The sequence below is a fragment of the Nocardioides sp. Leaf374 genome (genome assembly GCF_916862475.1).
Classification (GTDB): Bacteria; Actinomycetota; Actinomycetes; order Propionibacteriales; family Nocardioidaceae; genus Nocardioides; species Nocardioides kribbensis.
Map to the genome: position 1 here is coordinate 56,353 of NZ_CAKASO010000013.1, position 18,180 is coordinate 74,532.

Here is an 18,180-nt window from a genome sequence, read left to right on the forward strand (position 1 = left end):
GGAGGAGCGACGTCTACGTTCTCCTCAATGGTCGCACACCTGCGGCTATTCCCCCGCCGGTCGGCACCTCAGCGCGACCAGGTGCGGGCGACCCGCTCGGCGAGCTCCGCCAGGGCCCCGGCGGGGTCGGCGAAGGCGCGCTCCTCGCCCACCAGGTCGACCAGCGAGTACGCCGACTCCACGCCGAGGGCCCGCATCTCGCGCGAGCCGACCAGCACCTGCCCGGCCAGCGCGACGCAGGGCCGCAGCGCCTGCTGCGCGACGTCGGCCACCCCGGAGGGCACCTTGCCCGCGCGGCTGGAGAAGTCGAAGGCGCCCTCGCCGGTGAGCACGAGGTCGGCGGCGCGGGCCCGCTCGGCGAGCCCCACGGCGTCGACGACGAGGGCGATGCCGGGCTCCCGGGTCGCCCCGAGCAGCAGCAGCGCGTGACCGAGGCCCCCGGCGGCCCCGGCGCCCTTCTCCAGCGACGTGCGCCGGTCGGTGGCCCCCGCCCACTCCTCGAGCCAGCCGTCGAGGACCGGCAGCCGGTCCTCGCCGACGCCCTTCTGCGGACCGAAGACCTTGGTGGCCCCGAAGAGGCCGGTCAGCGGGTTGTCGACGTCGGAGGCGGCGACCAGCCGCACGTCGCCGACCCGCTCGCGGGCCGCGGACAGGTCGACCTGGGTGACGCCGGCCAGACCCGCGGGCCCGGCGTCGAGGGCGACGTCGGCGGTGGCCCCCAGGGCGGCGAGCAGGCCGGCTCCCCCGTCGTTGGTGCCGCTGCCGCCCAGGCCGAGGACCACGGTCCGGACACCGGTGCCCAGCGCGGCCTCGAGCAGCTCCCCCACCCCGCGCGTGGTGGCGCCCTCGGCCCCGGAGGCGCCGGTGAGGTGCAGTCCGCAGGCCTGCGCGGTCTCGACGTACGCCGTGCCGTCGAGCACCAGCACCGTGGCCGGCGTGGGCGCACCGGTCGGGCCGGTGACGGTCACCGCCAGCAGCTCGCCGCCCCGCGCGGCGTGGAGGACGTCGATGAAGCCGGGGCCGCCGTCGGACATGGGCGCCAGGTCGACCTCGTCGTCGGGCGCCTGCCGGCGCCAGCCGAGCGCGACCGCCTCGGCGGCCTCGACCGCGGAGAGCGTGCCGGCGAACTTGTCGGGAGCCACGAGGATGCGCATGCGACCATCCTCACACCCTGCGCCGGGCGGCCCGGGGACCTAGGGTCCCGGTCATGGGCGCAGACGTGGACGGCTGGGTGCTGAGGCCGATGGAGCACGGTGACGTGGCGGCGGCCGAGGCGCTCAGCGGCGCGGCCTTCGAGGCCGTCGACACCGCCACCCGGAGGCCCGGTCGGCCCGAGCCGGGCCGCCGTGGGCCCGAGCGGGTCGCACGATGGGTCACCCGCACCGCACGCTTCCTCGACACCGACCCGGGCGGCTGCTGGGTGGCCGAGGACGCCGCGGGGCTGGTGGGGTTCGCCACCTCGGTGAGGCGGGAGCGGCTGTGGGTGCTGGTCACCTTCGCGGTGCGCCCGGGAGCGCAGGGTCGCGGCGTCGGTGCGGCCCTGCTCGCCCGCGCCGAGGCGCACGGAGCCGGGTGCGACCGCGCGATCCTGTCGGCCTCGGAGGACCAGGGGGCACTGCGGCGCTACTGGGCGGCGGGCTTCAGCCTGCACCCCCAGCTGCTGCTCCACGGGCGCCTCGACCGGTCCCTGCTGCCGTCGGTGAGGGGGCTGCGGGAGGGCACCGCGGCCGACCGCACCTGGATGGACGACCTCGACCGCGCGCTGCGCGGCGGACCGCACGGGCCCGACCACGTCTCCCTCTCGGAGATGGCGCCGCTGGTCGTGGCCGGCGACCGCTCCGGCTACGCCTACGCCGGACCCGCGGGCCCCGCCCTGCTCGCCGCTCGAGACGAGGCCACCGCCCGCGACCTGCTGGTGGAGTGCCTGGCCCGGGTGGAGGACCGCGGGGGCTCCTCGGTGCAGGTCGGCCACGTCACGAGCCTCAACGCCTGGGCCGTCGACGTGGCCCTCGGGCTGCGGCTCGCGCTCGACACGCAGGGCCACCTGGCGGTGCGCGGCATGGCCCCGCCCGCGCCGTACGTGCACAACGGCGCCCTGCTCTGAGGCCGCCGGGCGGGGCCGGGGCACGCCGCGGGGCGTCCAGCGCCGCGCAGGGGATGCGCCGGCGCGCGGGTGGCAGGAATACGATCGGGGCATGACGACCGTCGACCTCCCGCTGCTGCCGCTGGGCCGCGGCACCGACCTGTCCGCCGAGCGCGGCGTCGAGTGCCCGGGCGACCTCCCCCCGGCCTCCGACCCCGACCTGGTCGCACGCGCCCGGGCGGCGAAGGAGGCGCTGGGCGACAAGGTCTTCGTGCTCGGCCACCACTACCAGCGCGACGAGGTCATCGCCTTCGCCGACGTCACCGGCGACTCCTTCAAGCTGGCCCGCGACGCCGCGGCCCGCCCCGACGCGGAGTACATCGTCTTCTGCGGCGTGCACTTCATGGCCGAGTCGGCCGACATCCTCACCGGCCCCGACCAGCAGGTCATCCTCCCCGACCTCGCCGCCGGCTGCTCCATGGCCGACATGGCGCGCCTGACCCAGGTCGAGGCCGCGTGGGCCGCCCTCGAGGCCGCCGGCGTCGCCGACTCGGTCGTGCCGGTGACCTACATGAACTCCTCGGCCGACATCAAGGCCTTCTGCGGTCGCCACGGTGGGGTCGTGTGCACCTCGAGCAACGCCGAGGTCGCCCTCGAGTGGGCCTTCGAGCAGAAGGGCGGCGTCGCCGGCGGTGCGAAGGTCCTGTTCCTGCCCGACCAGCACCTCGGCCGCAACACCGCCGTGCTGCAGATGGGCCTGGGCCTCGACGACTGCGTCGTCTACGACCCCCACCGCCCCGACGGCGGCCTGAGCCCCGAGCAGCTCTCCGACGCGACCATGATCCTGTGGAAGGGCCACTGCTCGGTGCACGGCCGCTTCTCCGCCGAGGTCGTCGACCAGCTGCGCGCCACGATCCCCGACGTGCAGATCCTCGTGCACCCCGAGTGCACCCACGAGGTCGTGCTGAAGGCCGACCTGGTGGGCTCCACCGAGTTCATCATCACGACCATCGAGGCCGCACCGGCAGGCTCGAGCTGGGCCATCGGCACCGAGCTCAACCTCGTCAAGCGGCTGGCCGCCGCCCACCCCGACAAGCGCATCACGTTCCTCGACAAGACCGTGTGCTACTGCTCCACGATGAACCGCATCGACCTGCCCCACTTCGTGTGGGCCATGGAGTCGCTCGTCGCGGGCACCGTGGTCAACCGCATCGAGGTCGACCCCGAGACCGAGAAGTGGGCGCTCGTGGCGCTCGAGCGGATGCTCGCCCTGCCCGGGCGCACCGCCAAGGACTGACCCGGCCCGTACGCCGGGGCCGCCCCGCGGTCCTGGCCGCGGGCCGGGCCGACGGGTCGGCAGGTCCGGGCGGCCGGTCGGAGCGACGGGTCGGAGCGGCAGGTCGGAGCGGCAGGTCGGAGCGGCAGGTCAGAGCGGGAGGGCGAACCAGACGGTGGCCCCGCCGCCAGCGGTCTCCGTGACACCGACGTCGCCGCCGTGGGCCTCGACGATGCGGCGCACCGTGGCGAGGCCGATGCCGAAGCCCGGCACCTCGGTCGCGACGCGGGCCAGGGGCTCGAAGACGCGGTCGCGCTGCTCGGCGGGGATGCCGATGCCGTGGTCGACGACCTCCACGCGCCAGCCGTCGACGCCCTGGCCCGCCTCGGGGTCGAGCGGGTCGCCCACCCCGGGGCCGACCACCACGGTGGGTCGGGCGCAGACCTCGATGCGGGCCGGCTGCCCGGGCCGGGTGAACTTCGCGGCGTTGGCCACGAGGTTCTGCAGGACGGCGCGCAGCTGCACGTGGTCGCCCGGCACGGTGGGCAGCGGGTCGATGGTCAGCTCGGCGCCGACCAGCGCGGTCTCGAGGTCCTCGTGGACCTCGGCGGCGACCTCGTCGAGGTCCACCGGCTCCCGTGTCAGCTCGGCCCCCACGCGCGCGAAGGCAAGCAGGTCGTCGATCATCGACTGCATGCGCGTCGCGCCGCCGCGGGCCCGGCGCACGAGGAACTGGAGGTCGTCGGACTCCGGGTCGACCTCCTCCTCGATCATGCTCAGCGACATGGCGACGGCGGTCAGCGGGTTGCGCAGGTCGTGGCTGACCTGGCCGGCGAAGGCGGCCAGCTGCTGGTTGGAGCGCTCCAGCTCGACCCGGGCCTGCTCGAGCTCGACGACGGAGGCCGCGAGCTCACGGCTGCGCAGCTCGAGCTCCAGGAGGTCGACCACACGGTCCGCGAGCTTGGTCAACGCGCCCTCCTGGGCTGACGACAGCTCGCGCGGCACCGTGTCGAAGACGCACAGCGTGCCGATGACCACCCCGCCCGGGGTGGTCAGCTGGTGGGTGGCGTAGAAGCGCACGTCGCCGAGCACCCCGGTGACGAACGGGTTGTCCCTGAAGCGCTCGTCCTGGGAGGCGTCGGCCACGATGACCGGCTCGTCCTCGTGGAGGACCGCGGCGCACATCGAGTCCTCGCGGCTGCACACCGAGGCGTCGAAGCCCTTGGTGGCGATCTGGTGCTGGGAGGTGTCGGAGATGAGGTTGATGGTGGCCATCGGCACGTCGGCGACCTGGGCGGCCACCTCGACCAGGGCGACCAGGTCGTCGCGCGGCGGGTCGACGAGCACCTGGTAGCGGTCGATCTCCACCACGCGCTGGCGGTCGAGGGCCGAGCCGTCGCCGTCCGGCGCCACCGGCGGCGCGGGGTGGGGCCGGGACTGCTCCGAGAGGGACACGACGCTCCTGGGGGGGGGTGAGACCGCGGCCCCCGCGGGGGGACGTGGGCGCGGTGGATGGGTCCTGGGGCAGACCCTAGTGCCTGGGAGCACGCGTGTGCGGCGTACGGCCGGGTCGGGGCCGCGGGGTCACAGGCCCGGTGCGCCCCAGACCGCGAGCCAGCGCGACATGTCCTTCTCCACGGGCAGCTCGCCGGCCAGGGTCTCGCGCAGGGAGATCTCGGTGAGGTTGTCGCGCTGCTGCGGACCCGACGGGGCGAAGGGGTAGAAGGTCCCCTGCTTGTAGAGGTAGACCAGCCCCACCCGACGCCCGGAGGCGTCCTGGAAGGGCACCAGGGAGCACAGCAGCCCGGGACCGAACCCGTGGGCCTCCAGGGTCGTGTTGACCGCGTGGAGGTCGGTGCACAGTCCCGCGACGTCGTCGGGGTCGTCGTCGACGACCAGCCAGGTGAAGCCGAACTCGTCGCGGCTGGTGCGCACCTCGGGAGCGTCCGGGGCGTCGCGCAGCAGCGCGAGGATGTCGGCCTCGACCTGCCCGAAGGCGGCACCGCCGGCGGCGCGGTAGCACACCGCCCCGGAGCCGGTGGGCCGCAGACCGGCCGAGGCCTGCAGGGTGATCGCCGCGCTGGGCACGAGGAAGAGCGCGTCGAGGTTGGCCTGCTTGGGGGTGGTGCGCCCCAGGATCGCGTCGAGGAAGCCCATCAGAGCGCCGGCCGACCGAGCTCGACCTGGATGCGGGCCAGCTGCTCGAGGCGCTGCTCGAGGGAGGGGTGGGTGCTGGTGAGGCTCTTCAGCGAGGCGCCACGCACGGCGGGGGCGATGAAGAAGGCGTTCATCGACTGCGAGGCGCGCAGGTCCTTCTGCGGGATCGTGTTGATCTCGCCGGTGATCTTCTGCAGCGCGGAGGCCAGTCCCTGGGGGTTCATCGTGAGGTAGGCCCCCGAGCGGTCGGCCGAGAGCTCGCGGTAGCGCGAGAGGACCTTGATGAGCACGAAGCTCACGGCGTAGGTGACCACGCTGACCAGCAGCACGAGCAGCCACACCGGGAGCCCGTTGTTGTTGTCGCGGCGCCCGACGCCGAAGATCGCGCCGTACTGCGCGCCCTGGGTGAGGGTGCCGGCGAGGATGCCGGCCGAGGAGGCCGCGGTCATCACCAGCACGTCGCGGTGCGCGACGTGGGAGAGCTCGTGGGCGAGCACGCCCTCCAGCTCCTCGGCGTTCAGGGTCTGCATGATGCCGGTGGTGACGACCACGACGGCGCGCTCCGGGGACCGGCCGGTGGCGAAGGCGTTGGGCAGCCGGTTGTCGGCGATGCCGACCCGCGGCTTCGGCATGTCGGCCAGGGCGCACAACCGGTCGATCATGCCGTGCAGCTCGGGGGCCTGCTGCGGGGTGACCTCGCGGGCCCGCATGGCCTTCATCGCCACGGTGTCGGAGGAGTACCACTGCCACCACACCAGCCCGAGGCCGGCGACGCCGATGAGCAGACCGAGCCCCGGGCTGCGGAAGGCCGCCATCAGCCCGACGACGAGCACCACGAAGAGCAGCCCGAGCAGGAACATCACGAGGGTCATCCGCGCGGTGAGGCCGCGGTCCTTGACGAAGCGGGAGTGGGCCATGACCCCAGTGTCCCCGACCGGCCCAAGAGGACCCTGTGAGCGGCCTGGGGCGGGAGGACGGGGCCCCACGGCGGGTCAGCCGGGGATGAGCCCGTCGTCGGCCAGCATCTCGCGCACCTCGGCCAGGCTGGCGTCGGCGGGCGGGAGGATGAGGTCGGACTCGTCGAGGCTGTCGAGGGCGTGGGCCACGCCGACGGTGCGCACGCCCTCGAGCAGGGCGTGCAGCGCCGGCGCGAAGGCGTCCTCGTCGCCGGCCTCGACGGCGGTCTCCACCGCGGCGTCGAGCGCGTTGAGACGGTCGAGGGCGTTGTCGGCGACGTCGTACTGCCCCTCGCCGAGGATGCGGACGATCATGCCTGGCCGTCCCGCGGCTGCTCGGCCCTCTGCGGCTCGGCGGCGAGGATGTCGCCGCCGTCGCCGCCCTCGATGGCCTGCGGCTGCGCCGGGGCGGAGACGCCCTTGAGCCGGGCGAGCTCGGCCTCGACGTCGGACTGCGAGCTCATCGCGTCGAGCTCGCGGCTGATGTCGTCGCCGCGGTTGAGGGAGCTGGCGTCGTCGAGCGCACCGGAGGCGATCAGTTCGTCGATGGCGCCGGCGCGGGCCTGCATCTGCGCGGTCTTGTCCTCGGCGCGCTGCATGGCCAGGCCGATGTCGCCCATCTCCTCGCCTATGCCCGACATCGCCTCGTTGATGCGGGTCTGGGCCTCGGCGGCGGTGTAGGTGGCCTTGATCGTCTCCTTGCGGGTGCGGAAGGACTCGACCTTGGCCTGCAGGCGCTGCTGGGCGAGGGTCAGCTTCTCCTCCTCGCCCTGGAGCTGCGCGTGCTGGGCCTTGAGGTCGTCGATCTGGCCGTTGAGGGCCGACTTGCGCGTGAGCGCCTCGCGGGCGAGGTCCTCGCGGCCCATGTCGATGGCCTTCTGGGCCTGGCCCTGGAGCTTGGCGCCCTGCTGCTCGAGCTGGTTGACCTGCAGCTCGACGCGCTTGCGGCTGGTGGCGACGTCGGCCACGCCGCGGCGGACCTTCGAGAGCAGGTCGAGCTGGCGCTGGTAGCTGTAGTCCAGCGTCTCGCGGGGGTCCTCCGCACGGTCGAGGGCGGTGTTGGCCTTCGACCTGAAGATCAGGCTGATGCGCTTCATGAGGCTCATGGGGTGCTGGTCCCTCTTCCGGACGGGTGCGGCTGTGGTGCTCACCCTACGGCCGCGCGGCAACACCGGCCACGGCCACCGGGGCACGGGCACGCACGGGCGGCCGGGCGGCACCTCCGGCACACCGTCACCGCACTGCCACCGCACCGCCGACGGCGCCACGACGCCGGTAGGCTGGCACCGGGCAGGTGCGCGGGGCCGCCCTCACGCTCAGCACCCTCTCCGTCCGCTCCCCGCCCGTCACGAGGTCACCGCGTTGTTTGGTCGCAGCAAGTCCGACACCACCACCGAGGCGCCGCCGGTCGTCAAGCCCGGCGGCAAGGGGCGCCCGACGCCCACCCGCAAGGAGGCCGAGGCCGCCGCCCGTGCCCGCGCCAAGGTGCCGCGCACGCGACGCGAGCAGGCCCAGGCCCAGCGCGCCGCGCGCGTGGAGTCGAGCCAGAAGGTCCGCAAGGCGATGAAGGAGGGCGACGAGCGCTACTTCCTGGCCCGCGACCGGGGGCCGGTGCGCAGCTTCATCCGCGACTTCGTCGACGTGCGCTTCTCCTTCATCGAGCTGATGATCCCGCTGCTGATCATCACGATGATCCTCACCTACTCGGGCAACGCGACGCTGGCCGGCATCGGCAACACCATCCTCTTCGGCACGCTGCTGCTCGTCGTGCTCGACATGGTCTTCCTGCGCTTCAAGATGCGACGCGAGCTCAAGCGACGCTTCCCCGACACCGCGCTCAAGGGCACGACGTACTACGCGCTCACCCGCGCGCTGCAGATGAAGTTCATGCGGCTGCCCAAGGCGAAGGTGAAGCTCGGCCAGAGCCTGCCCGAGCACTACCGCTGACCCGGCAGCCCCGGCACCACACCCCGGCACGACACCGCCCCCCGACCGAGCCGGTCGGGGGGCGGTGCGCGTCCGGGGCGGCGACGCCCAGGGCGGTCGGGGCTCAGCGGTCGGAGAAGTCCCGGGTCCTCGGCGACTGGGTCTTGGCCGGGTCGCGCTCGACGACGGGGTCGAGCACCTCGTCGATGCGGCGCAGCGCCTCGTCCTCCAGCTTCACGCCGGCGGCCTTGACGTTGTCGGTGACCTGCTCGGGGCGGCTGGCCCCGATGATCGCGGAGGAGACGTTGGGGTTGTGCAGCACCCAGGCGATCGCCAGCTGGGCCAGGGTCAGGCCGGCCTCGTCGGCGATGGGCTGCAGCTGCTGCACGCGCTCGAGCACGTCGTCCTTCATCCAGCGGCTGATCATGTCGGCGCCGCCCTTGCTGTCGGTGGCGCGCGAGCCGGCGGGGGCGTCCTGGCCGGGCTTGTACTTGCCGGTGAGCACGCCCTGCGCGATCGGCGACCAGACGACCTGGCCGATGCCGAGCTCCTCCGAGGTCGGCACGACCTCCGACTCGATGACGCGCCACAGCATGTTGTACTGCGGCTGGTTGGAGACGAAGGGGATGCGCAGCTCGCGGGCCAGCGCGTGGGCGGCCCGGATCTCCTCCGCGCGCCACTCCGAGACGCCGATGTAGAGCGCCTTGCCGGAGTGGACGACGTCGGCGAAGGCCTCCATCGTCTCCTCGAGCGGGGTCTCGTAGTCGTAGCGGTGGGCCTGGTAGAGGTCGACGTAGTCGGTGCCGAGGCGCGAGAGCGAGCCGTCGATCGACTCCATGATGTGCTTGCGCGACAGGCCGTGGTCGTTGTGGGCGCCGGGGCCGGTGGGCCAGTAGACCTTGGTGAAGATCTCCAGGCCCTCGCGCCGCTCGCCGGCGAGCGCCCGGCCGAGCACGCTCTCCGCGGCGGTGTTGGCGTAGACGTCGGCGGTGTCGAAGGTCGTGATGCCCTCCTCCAGCGCCTGCCGCACACAGGCCAGGGCGGCGTCCTCCTCGACCTGCGAGCCGTGGGTGAGCCAGTTGCCGTACGAGATGGCCGAGATCTTCAGGCCGCTCTTTCCGAGGTTACGAATCTCCATGGCTCCGACCCTAGTCCCGGGGGGCAACGGCCCGGGGCCGCCGGGTGCTGCGAGGATCGCGCCATGAGCTCTGCCGGCCCCGACGTGTCCGTGCGGGTGGCGTGGGCCGACGACGCCGCCGCCATCGCCGCCCTCCAGCTGCGCGCCTGGCCCGACCTGTACGCCGGGGCCGTGCCGGTCGACGCGCTGCCGAGCGGCCCCGAGGCGGAGGCGGCCGCGGCCGAGACCTGGGCCCGGTCGCTGGCCCGCCCCGCCGACGCCCGCAACCGCGTGCTCGTCGCCCTCGAGCGCAACCGGCCCACCGGCTTCGTGGTGCTCACCCCCGCCGCCGACCCCGACTGCGACCCGGTGGCCGACGCGGAGGTCGTCGAGCTCGTCGTGGCCGCGGCCGACCGCGGGCGCGGCCACGGGTCGCGGCTGCTGCAGGCGGCGGCCGAGACCCTGCAGGCCGACCGCTTCACCCGCGCCGTGCTGTGGTCGGTGGCGGCCGACGACGTCCTCCGGGCCTTCCTGGTGGGCGCGGGCTGGGCCGCCGACGGCGCCCACCGCCGCCTCGACCTCACCGGCGACGGCACCACCGTGGTCTCGCAGGTGCGGCTGCACACCTCGCTGGTCTGACGCGGCGCCCGTGACCACCCCACCCGGCGACGGCGGGCAGCCTCCCGCGGCCCACGAGCCCACCGGGGAGCCGGTCGGAGGACCGGGCCAGGAGCCGGGCCGTGAGCGTGCCCAGCGGCGCGCGATCGTGCGCGACGGCCTCGGCATCGGGCTCGCCACCGGCGCCTACGGCCTCTCCTTCGGCGCGGTGTCGGTCTCGTCGGGGCTGGACGTGGCCCAGACCTGCGTCCTGTCGCTGCTGATGTTCACCGGGGCCTCGCAGTTCGCGCTCGTCGGCGTGCTCGCCGTCGGCGGCAGCCCCGTCTCGGGTGCGGTCACCGCGCTGCTGCTCGGCACCCGCAACACCCTCTACGGGCTGCGCCTCGCCCCGCTGCTGGCCTGGCGCGGGCGTCGCCGGGCGCTGGCCGCCCACCTGCTGATCGACGAGTCGACCGCGATGGCGGTGGCGCGCCCCACGACCGCGCTGGCCCGTCTGGGGTTCTTGTCGACCGGCCTGTCCGTCTTCGCGCTGTGGAACCTCGCCACCCTCCTCGGCGCCCTCGCCGGTGAGTCGCTCGGCGACCCCCGCGCCCTCGGCCTCGACGCCGCGGTGGGTGCGGCGTTCCTGGCCCTGCTCTGGCCGCGGCTGCGCGACCTGCCGACCCGCCTGGTGGCGCTCGCCGCGGCCGGTGTGGCGCTGGGTGCCGTACCCCTGACGGCCGCGGGCGTGCCCGTGCTCGTCGCGGGCGGGGTGGCGCTGCTGGTCGGCGTGCTGCGCCGCGACCGGCCCGACCCGGGGACGGCCCCGGGGGCGGCAGCGGGGGCGGCGTCGTGAGCGCGACCTGGGTCGCCGTGCTGGGCGCGGGCGTGGGCTGCTACCTGCTCAAGCTGGCCGGGCTCTCGGTGCCCGAGCGGGTGCTGGAGCGTCCGGTCGTGCGGCGGGTGGCCGACCTGCTGCCGGTGGCGCTGCTCGCCGCGCTCGTCGCCGTGCAGGTGCTGGCCGGCGACCGGCGGCTCGAGGTCGACGCCCGCCTGGCCGGTCTGGGCGCGGCGGTGCTGCTGCTCCTGGCCCGGGCGCCCTTCCTCGTCGTCGTGGTCGGGGCCGCGGCGACCGCAGCACTCCTGCGCCTGTCCGTCTGACCGCCCGGCCACACCTGGTCGCCGGGCGCCGCGACGCACGACGGCCCCCGGCCGGAGCCGGGGGCCGTGCATGGTCGGGCAGGGGCGCGAGCGGGCCGGGTCAGGCGGGCTGGACCTGGCCGAGCACCTCGAGCACCTCGTCGGTGGTGGAGGCCCGCTCCAGCCGCGCGACCTGGTCGTCGTCGAGGAACACCTCGGCGATGCGCCCCAGCAGCTTGAGGTGGTCCTTGCCGACCGCGGCGATGCCCACGACGAAGCGCACCTGCTTGCCCTTCCAGTCCAGCCCGTCGGAGTAGCGCACGAGCGAGATCGCGGTGCGGTGCACCGAGGACTTGGCCTCGTTGGTGCCGTGCGGGATGGCCAGGCCGTTGCCCATGAAGGTGGACACCGACGCCTCGCGCTCGTGCATCGCCTCCACGTACGCCGGCTCCGCGGCCCCGGCGGCGACGAGCAGTCGGCCGGCCTCGGTGATGGCGTCGTCGCGGGTGCGGGCCGTGCCGTCGAGCACGATCGACTCGCGCGCCAGGAGCGCGCCGCCGAGGGCGCCCTCCTCCTCCGCCGACGCCGGGGTCGGGGCACCGCCTGCGCCGTTGCGCTGGCGCAGCAGGTCGACGATCTCGTCGTAGGCGGGGCTCTGCATGAAGTTGTCGACCGACACGTGGAGGGCCGAGCCGCTGCGCTGCCGGGCCCGGTCGGTGAGGTCCTGGTGGGAGACCACGAGGTCGACGTCGTCGCGCAGGTTGGAGATCGCCTTGTTGGTGACGCTGACGTCGGAGAAGCCGGCGGCCTGGACCTTCTTGCGCAGCACCGAGGCGCCCATCGCGGAGGAGCCCATGCCGGCGTCGCAGGCGAAGACGATCGAGTGGATCGCCCCGGTGCCCGCACCCGGACCGGTCAGCGCGGAGGCCACCGACGACTTCTTGCCCTTGCGGGCCTCCATGTCCGCGGTGGCCGCGGCGAGGTCGCCGGCGTCCTCGGAGCGGTCGAGCTTGAGCAGGAAGGAGGCGACGAGGAACGACACGCCCGCGGCCACGACGACCGAGGCCGTGACCCCGAGCAGGCTGCTGGGCGGGGCTGCCGCCCACACCGCGATGATCGAGCCGGGCGAGGCCGGCGAGCGCAGGCCGGAGTCGAAGACCAGGTTGGTGGCGATGCCGGCCATGCCGCCGGAGATCACCGCGAGCACCAGGATCGGCTTCATCAGCACGTAGGGGAAGTAGATCTCGTGGATGCCGCCGATGAACTGGATGACAATGGCGCCGGGGGCCGAGGCCTTGGCCGCACCCTTGCCGAAGAACATGAAGGCCAGCAGCAGACCGAGGCCCGGGCCGGGGTTGGCCTCGAGCAGGAAGAGGATCGACTTGCCGTTCTCGGCGGCCTCGGACGTGCCGAGCGGGGTGAGGATGCCCTGGTTGACGGCGTTGTTGAGGAAGAGGATCTTGGCTGGCTCGATGAAGATCGACGTCAGCGGGAGCAGGTTGTTCTCGACCAGGGTGTCGATGACGTTGGAGGCCGCGTCGCTGAAGGCCTCCACGAAGGGTCCGGCCACCACGAAGCCGATGATGGCGAGGAAGCCGCCCCAGATGCCGGCGGAGAAGTTGTTGACGAGCATCTCGAAGCCGGGGCGGATCTTGCCGTCCCACAGCGCGTCGAGCTTGCGCATCGACCAGCCGCCCAGCGGGCCCATCACCATGGCCCCGAGGAACATCGGCACGCTGGCGCCGGTGATGGCACCCATGGTGGCGATGGCGCCGACCACGCCGCCGCGCATGTTGCCGTCGTACATCATCTTGCCGCCGGTGTAGCCGATGAGCAGCGGCAGCAAGTACGTGATCATCGGGCCGACGATCCCGGTGCCGTCGGCGCCGGACCCCCAGGCGCCGAGGTCCTCGACGAAGCCGTAGCCCCCCGAGTAGCCCAGCTTGTCGCCGATGAGGGTGATCCAGCCGGCCTCGATGAACAGGGCCGTGATCAGGCCCCAGGCGATGAAGGCCCCGATGTTGGGCAGGACCATGTTGGACAGGAAGGTCCCGAACCGCTGGACGTGGACGCGTGCCCCCGACCTTCCGGGTGCTGTGTGGGTGGTGCTGGCCATGGCGCCTTCTCTCGAACAGCCCGGCAGAGCCGGGATCCCGTGTCGAGGCGGGTCGGACGATCTGTGACCGCGGTCACCCACCTTCGTTTCGCTGTTTATATCCCCCACCATGGGGGGTCGTCAAGCAACAAACCAACACAAGCGGGTGCGTTTCCACACAAACGCGGGTAGGGTCGGCGCGAGCCCCGGCCCCGCGGCCGAGGTCTAGGGTGATCCGTGGGTGACCGCGGTCACTCCCGTCGACAGCACCCCTGGAGGAGACACATGAAGGCCCTGCGGTTCTACGCCCCCGAGGACGTCCGGCTCGAGGACGTGCCCGAGCCCGAGTGCGGGCCCGGCGAGGTCAAGCTCAAGGTGAAGAACTGCTCCACCTGCGGCACCGACGTGAAGATCTTCCACAACGGCCACCAGAACCTCACTCCCCCGCGCACCATCGGCCACGAGATCGCCGGCGAGGTCGTCGAGGTCGGTGCCGACGTCAACGCCACCTACGGCAGCAGCTGGGCCGTCGGAGACCGGGCCCAGGTCATCGCCGCCGTGCCGTGCGGGGAGTGCCACGAGTGCCGCAAGGGGTGGATGGCGGTCTGCCAGAACCAGACCTCGGTCGGCTACCAGTACGACGGCGGCTTCGCCGAGTACATGATCGTGCCGCAGCAGGTGCTCAAGGTCGACGGGCTCAACCGGATCCCCGACAACGTCGGCTACGACGAGGCCTCGGCCGCCGAGCCCTTCGCCTGCGCGATCAACGCCCAGGAGCTGCTCGACATCGAGGAGGGCGACACCCTCGTGGTCTTCGGCGCCGGCCCGATCGGCTGCATGCACATCCGCATCGCCCGCGGCGTGCACAAGGTCGGCAAGGTCTTCCTCGTCGACGTCAACGCCGCCCGCCTGGCGATGTCGGCCGACGCGGTGCAGCCCGACGAGGTCATCAACGGCGCCGAGGTCGACGTCGTGGAGCGGGTCATGGAGCTCACCGACGGTCGCGGCGCCGACGTCATCATCACCGCCACCGCGGCCAACGTCACCCAGGAGCAGGCCATCGCCATGGCCGCGCGCAACGGCCGCATCTCCTTCTTCGGCGGGCTGCCCAAGACCGACCCGACCATCACCTGCGACTCCAACGTCGTGCACTACCGCCAGCTGCACATCCACGGCGCCAACGGATCGGCCCCCGAGCACAACAAGCGCGCGCTGGAGTACATCTCCACCGGTCAGGTGCCGGTCAAGGACCTCATCACCGAGCACGTGCCGCTCGAGCGCGCCCTCGACGCCTTCGCGATCGTCAAGGCCGGCGAGGCCATCAAGGTCACCGTCGAGCCCTGAGCGGGCCCACGGACAGCGACGCGCCCGGACAGCGGCACAGGGACAGCGACACCGGGACAGCGACACAGGGACAGATGAAGGCCCGCACCCCGAGGGGTGCGGGCCTTCGTCGCGTCCGGTCCCTCCCCCACGGAGGACCGGGTCCGCGACCAGGTGGGACCGTGCCGTTTCCGTCCGGCACGAGCCCACGGTCAGGGGGCGTGCCGGGTCAGGCCACGCTCACGGCGCTCCAGGCCGCGGCCACCGCCGACTCCTGGGCGCTCCCGGCGCCGTAGAGGTCGCGGGCGGCGGACAGCGTCGCCGCCCGGGCCTGCGAGTAGGTGGTGCCGGAGGTCATGTAGACCGTCAGCGCGCGGAACCAGATCGCGTCGGCCTGGTCGCGGCCGATGCCGGTGACCGTAGAGCCGTCGCAGGTCGTCGAGCGGTGCGCGACCCCGCCGATCGTCTTGGCGCCCGAGCCCTCGGCGAGCAGGTAGAAGAAGTGGTTGCCCACGCCCGAGGAGTAGTGGACGTCGAGGTTCTTGGTGTCGGCGGAGTAGCAGTTCGGCGAGCTGCCGTCGGCGATCGGGTCGTCCATGCGCCGGAAGCCGACCTTCTCCTTCAGGTCGAACTCCTCGCCGATCAGGTAGTCGCCCGGGTCGGCGGGGTTGGCGGCGTAGAACTCGACCATGGTGCCGAAGATGTCGGAGGTGGCCTCGTTGAGACCGCCCGACTCCCCCGAGTAGGTCAGGCCGGCGGTGTTCTCGGTGACGCCGTGCGACATCTCGTGGCCCGCGACGTCGAGGGAGACGAGCGGACCAAAGTTGGTGCCGTCACCGTCGCCGTAGGTCATCTTCTCGCCGTCCCAGAAGGCGTTGACGTAGTTCTTGCCGTAGTGGACCCGGTTGTAGGACCCCGAGCCGTCGCCGAAGATGCCCTCGCGACCGTGCACGTCGGAGTAGTAGTCCCACGTGACGTCGGTGCCGTACTGCGCGTCGACGCCGGCGGAGTCGGGGTCGCTGGTCGTGCCGTTGCCGAAGCTCGTCGTGGGGCTGGAGACGACCTTGCCGGTGGCGCAGCCGACGCCGAGCACACCGCACAGGGCGGAGTCCTGCTTGCCCGCGAGGTCGACGGTGTAGGTGCCGCCGCGGGTCACGTCGCGCAGCTCGTACGCCGATCCCGCGGGCGCGACCTGCAGCGGCACCGTGCCGCCGTAGAGCGACTGGCCGGAGCCGTCGACGGTCTGGATCTGCTCCTCGCGGCGCAGCACCTGGCCGGTGCGGGCGTCGACGTAGCTGGCCAGACGGCTGGGGGTGCCGTCGTCCTGACGACCCGTCGTGACGACCTCCCACGCGAGCCGGGGAGCGCCGGCGAGGGCGTCGACGACCAGGCGGGGGGCCTGGTCGGCGGACACCTCCATGTCCTCGATCGCACGGGTCTGCGCCGTCGGCGCGGTGGTCCGCGCGGCGGCACGGGAGGCCGTGACGGTGGGCGTGACCGACAGGTCGAGGGGGGTGTCGAGGGACTGGCTCACCCCGCGCCAGGCGTCGGAGGCGCCCTGGTGGACCACCAGGTCACCGCCCAGCACGGGCAGGCCGCGGTAGGTGCGCTCCATGCGCACGTGGGTGGCGCCGCTGGGGTCGAGCATCGTCTGGGTGGCGCGCACCTGCTGGCCCGGGGCGGCGAGCGCGGCGCGGGGGTGGGCGGCGAGCGCCGCGACCGCGTCGCGCGCCGCGCCGGTGGCGCCGTCGAGCTGCTGCACCGTGCCGCCCGCGGCGGGGCCGGCGGACGGGCCCTCCCCGGGGCCCGCGAGCGCGCCGGTGGTCTGGGCGCCGAGCGCCCCGAGCGCCAGCACTGCGGCCGCCGCGATCCCCGTGGTCCTTCTCATGCGTGCATCCCTCTCGCCCGCGCCGTCCGGAGGGACGGCGTCGGGGACGACCCTGCCAAGCGGGGGGCGCGCGCGGAACCGGCGCCGCACCTCAGGTTCGTGCATCGCACGAACCTGCAGATGTCCGCGACGCCGCGTCGGCGCAGGGCGTGACGACGGGCCGTCGGCCAGCGGCGCCCGACCCCTCGCGCTCCGGTCCGGCCCCGGGACCGGTCGACCCCCCGGTCGACCCTCAGCCCAGGTCGAGCAGGTGCTCCAGCCCCACCGTGAGGCCCGGTCGCGACCCGATCACGCGCAGGGAGGCCAGCACCCCGGGGGTGAAGGAGGCCCGGTCGAGGGAGTCGTGGCGGATGGTGAGGGTCTCCCCCACGCCGCCGAGCACGACCTCCTGGTGGGCCACGAGACCGCGCACCCGCAGGGCGTGGACCGGCACGCCGTCGACGTCGGCCCCGCGGGCCCCGTCGAGGGCGGTCGAGGTCGCGTCGGGCGCAGGGCCCAGCCCCGCCTCGCGGCGGGCGGCGGCGACGAGCTCCGCCGTACGACGAGCCGTGCCGGAGGGGGCGTCGGCCTTGTCGGGGTGGTGCAGCTCGACGATCTCCACCGACTCGTAGTGGGGCGCCGCCAGCGCCGCGAAGCGCATCATCAGCACCGCGCCGATGGAGAAGTTGGGGGCGATGAGCACCCCGGTGCCCGGGGAGTCCTCCAGCCAGCCGCGCAGCGTGGCCAGGCGCTCCTCGTCGAAGCCGGTGGTGCCGACGACGGCGTGGACGCCCTCGGCGACGCAGCGCTCGAGGTTGCCCATGACGACGTCGGGGTGGGTGAAGTCGACGACGGCCTCGACCCGCTGCTCGGCCAGCACGTCGAGGGAGTCACCGGCGTCGACCTGCGCGACGAGCTCGAGGCCCTCGGCCCCGCGCACCGCGGCACAGACGGCGCTGCCGACCTTGCCGCGCGCGCCGAGCACACCGACCCTCAGGGCTCCCGGGGCGTGCCCCTGCCGACCGTCCTGCGACTGCGCTGCTTCCACAGCGCCAACCTACCGGCCACGCGCTCGCGGACTTCTGGCAGTCTTGCCCCCATGGTGCTGCAGACGATCCCGGCCCGGATCCGCTGGTCGGTCGACCTCATGGACGTCCAGCCGGGAGACCACGTGCTCGAGATCGGGTGCGGTCCCGGCGCGGGCGCGGAGCTGATCTGCAGCCGGCTGGAGACCGGCAAGCTCTTCGCGATCGACCGCTCGGAGTCCGGCGTCGACCGCACCAAGCGCCGCTGCGCGCGCTACGTCGAGTCGGGGCGCCTCACCGTGCGCCAGATCGACCTGGCCACCCTGCGGGTGCCGGTCAAGCGCCTGAACAAGGTCTACGCCTTCAACGTCAACCTCTTCTGGGTGCGCGACTGCGCCGACGAGATCGCACTGCTGCACGAGCGGGTCGTGCCGGGCGGCGCGGTCTACCTCTTCTTCGAGGCCACGCGCCCCGAGGAGGTCCCGACCATCGTCGAGAAGTGCTCCGCCGCGCTCGCCGAGGGCGGCTTCCGCGTGCAGGTCGTGCAGCGCAAGGTGCCCTCGGTGGTCGGCATCGTCGGACGGCGCTGAGCGCGCCGCCCGACACCGGCCGACAACG

At 73.5% G+C, this 18,180-nt stretch carries 18 protein-coding genes; 8 read left to right on the top strand and 10 right to left on the bottom strand.

From position 1 onward, the window contains the following. Positions 1–68: 68 nt before the first annotated feature. Positions 69–1,154 carry a glycerate kinase gene (locus LPA27_RS08495; RefSeq protein WP_228942168.1) on the bottom strand — a complete coding sequence of 362 codons (1,086 nt, stop codon included), beginning with the start codon at positions 1,152–1,154 and terminating at the stop codon, positions 69–71. 53 nt (positions 1,155–1,207) lie between these two features. On the opposite strand from LPA27_RS08495, the gene LPA27_RS08500 reads away from it, so the two are divergent. Then, positions 1,208–2,104 (top strand): GNAT family N-acetyltransferase, encoded by an 897-nt coding sequence (locus LPA27_RS08500; RefSeq protein ID WP_228942169.1) that lies wholly within the window; start codon positions 1,208–1,210, stop codon positions 2,102–2,104. 91 nt (positions 2,105–2,195) lie between these two features. Further along, positions 2,196–3,380, top strand: coding sequence for a quinolinate synthase NadA (gene nadA, locus LPA27_RS08505; protein WP_056904563.1), 1,185 nt, complete (start codon positions 2,196–2,198; stop codon positions 3,378–3,380). 129 nt (positions 3,381–3,509) lie between these two features. On the opposite strand, the gene LPA27_RS08510 is transcribed toward nadA, so the two are convergent. From LPA27_RS08510 to LPA27_RS08530, 5 genes are all read right to left on the bottom strand, one after another. Further along, a complete protein-coding gene (locus tag LPA27_RS08510; protein WP_228942170.1) occupies positions 3,510–4,814 on the bottom strand; it encodes a sensor histidine kinase in 1,305 nt (434 codons plus the stop codon). Positions 4,815–4,943: 129 nt separating this feature from the next. Further along, the gene (gene pspAB / locus LPA27_RS08515; RefSeq protein WP_056862439.1) at positions 4,944–5,516 is read right to left on the bottom strand and encodes a PspA-associated protein PspAB; all 573 of its coding nucleotides are present in this window, start codon (positions 5,514–5,516) and stop codon (positions 4,944–4,946) included. After that, positions 5,516–6,433 carry a zinc metalloprotease HtpX gene (gene htpX, locus LPA27_RS08520; RefSeq protein WP_228942171.1) on the bottom strand — a complete coding sequence of 306 codons (918 nt, stop codon included), beginning with the start codon at positions 6,431–6,433 and terminating at the stop codon, positions 5,516–5,518. Before htpX ends, pspAB begins: the two co-directional genes overlap by 1 nt. Before the next feature lie 75 nt (positions 6,434–6,508). Further along, positions 6,509–6,787, bottom strand: coding sequence for a PspA-associated protein PspAA (gene pspAA, locus LPA27_RS08525; RefSeq protein ID WP_056862437.1), 279 nt, complete (start codon positions 6,785–6,787; stop codon positions 6,509–6,511). Next, positions 6,784–7,578 carry a PspA/IM30 family protein gene (locus LPA27_RS08530; RefSeq protein ID WP_200918922.1) on the bottom strand — a complete coding sequence of 265 codons (795 nt, stop codon included), beginning with the start codon at positions 7,576–7,578 and terminating at the stop codon, positions 6,784–6,786. Before LPA27_RS08530 ends, pspAA begins: the two co-directional genes overlap by 4 nt. 256 nt (positions 7,579–7,834) lie before the next feature. On the opposite strand from LPA27_RS08530, the gene LPA27_RS08535 reads away from it, so the two are divergent. Continuing rightward, complete coding sequence (locus LPA27_RS08535) at positions 7,835–8,419, top strand: DUF3043 domain-containing protein (protein WP_056862435.1); 585 nt, start codon at positions 7,835–7,837, stop codon at positions 8,417–8,419. A 103-nt stretch (positions 8,420–8,522) separates the two neighbouring features. Here the strand turns inward: LPA27_RS08535 and LPA27_RS08540 are convergent, their stop codons facing one another. Continuing rightward, positions 8,523–9,536, bottom strand: a complete 1,014-nt coding sequence (locus LPA27_RS08540) for an aldo/keto reductase family protein (protein ID WP_228942172.1) — start codon at positions 9,534–9,536, stop codon at positions 8,523–8,525. A gap of 63 nt (positions 9,537–9,599) precedes the next feature. Here LPA27_RS08540 and LPA27_RS08545 point away from each other — a divergent pair, with 63 nt between their 5' ends. The 3 genes from LPA27_RS08545 to LPA27_RS08555 are packed head-to-tail and all read left to right on the top strand — an operon-like array spanning position 9,600 to position 11,273. Then, positions 9,600–10,154, top strand: coding sequence for a GNAT family N-acetyltransferase (locus LPA27_RS08545; RefSeq protein WP_228942173.1), 555 nt, complete (start codon positions 9,600–9,602; stop codon positions 10,152–10,154). A 10-nt stretch (positions 10,155–10,164) separates the two neighbouring features. Then, positions 10,165–10,968, top strand: coding sequence for an AzlC family ABC transporter permease (locus LPA27_RS08550; protein WP_082503133.1), 804 nt, complete (start codon positions 10,165–10,167; stop codon positions 10,966–10,968). Next, positions 10,965–11,273, top strand: coding sequence for an AzlD domain-containing protein (locus LPA27_RS08555; RefSeq protein ID WP_056904567.1), 309 nt, complete (start codon positions 10,965–10,967; stop codon positions 11,271–11,273). The genes LPA27_RS08550 and LPA27_RS08555 overlap by 4 nt, the downstream gene beginning before the upstream one ends. Before the next feature lie 100 nt (positions 11,274–11,373). Here LPA27_RS08555 and LPA27_RS08560 read toward each other — a convergent pair whose 3' ends face one another. Continuing rightward, entirely contained in the window at positions 11,374–13,368 is a 1,995-nt protein-coding gene (locus LPA27_RS08560) for a PTS mannitol transporter subunit IICBA (protein WP_228942174.1), read from the bottom strand. A 264-nt stretch (positions 13,369–13,632) separates the two neighbouring features. Between LPA27_RS08560 and LPA27_RS08565 the strand changes: the two genes are divergently transcribed. Next, on the top strand, positions 13,633–14,691 hold the full coding sequence (locus LPA27_RS08565; protein WP_056862430.1) for a zinc-dependent dehydrogenase: 1,059 nt from the start codon (positions 13,633–13,635) through the stop codon (positions 14,689–14,691). Between the two features lie 208 nt (positions 14,692–14,899). Here LPA27_RS08565 and LPA27_RS08570 read toward each other — a convergent pair whose 3' ends face one another. Continuing rightward, positions 14,900–16,558, bottom strand: coding sequence for a M4 family metallopeptidase (locus tag LPA27_RS08570; RefSeq protein ID WP_228942175.1), 1,659 nt, complete (start codon positions 16,556–16,558; stop codon positions 14,900–14,902). Between the two features lie 232 nt (positions 16,559–16,790). Next, complete coding sequence (dapB, locus tag LPA27_RS08575; RefSeq protein WP_193665218.1) at positions 16,791–17,534, bottom strand: 4-hydroxy-tetrahydrodipicolinate reductase; 744 nt, start codon at positions 17,532–17,534, stop codon at positions 16,791–16,793. A gap of 102 nt (positions 17,535–17,636) precedes the next feature. Between dapB and LPA27_RS08580 the strand changes: the two genes are divergently transcribed. Continuing rightward, positions 17,637–18,152, top strand: a complete 516-nt coding sequence (locus tag LPA27_RS08580; protein ID WP_056862428.1) for a class I SAM-dependent methyltransferase — start codon at positions 17,637–17,639, stop codon at positions 18,150–18,152. Positions 18,153–18,180 lie beyond the last annotated feature (28 nt).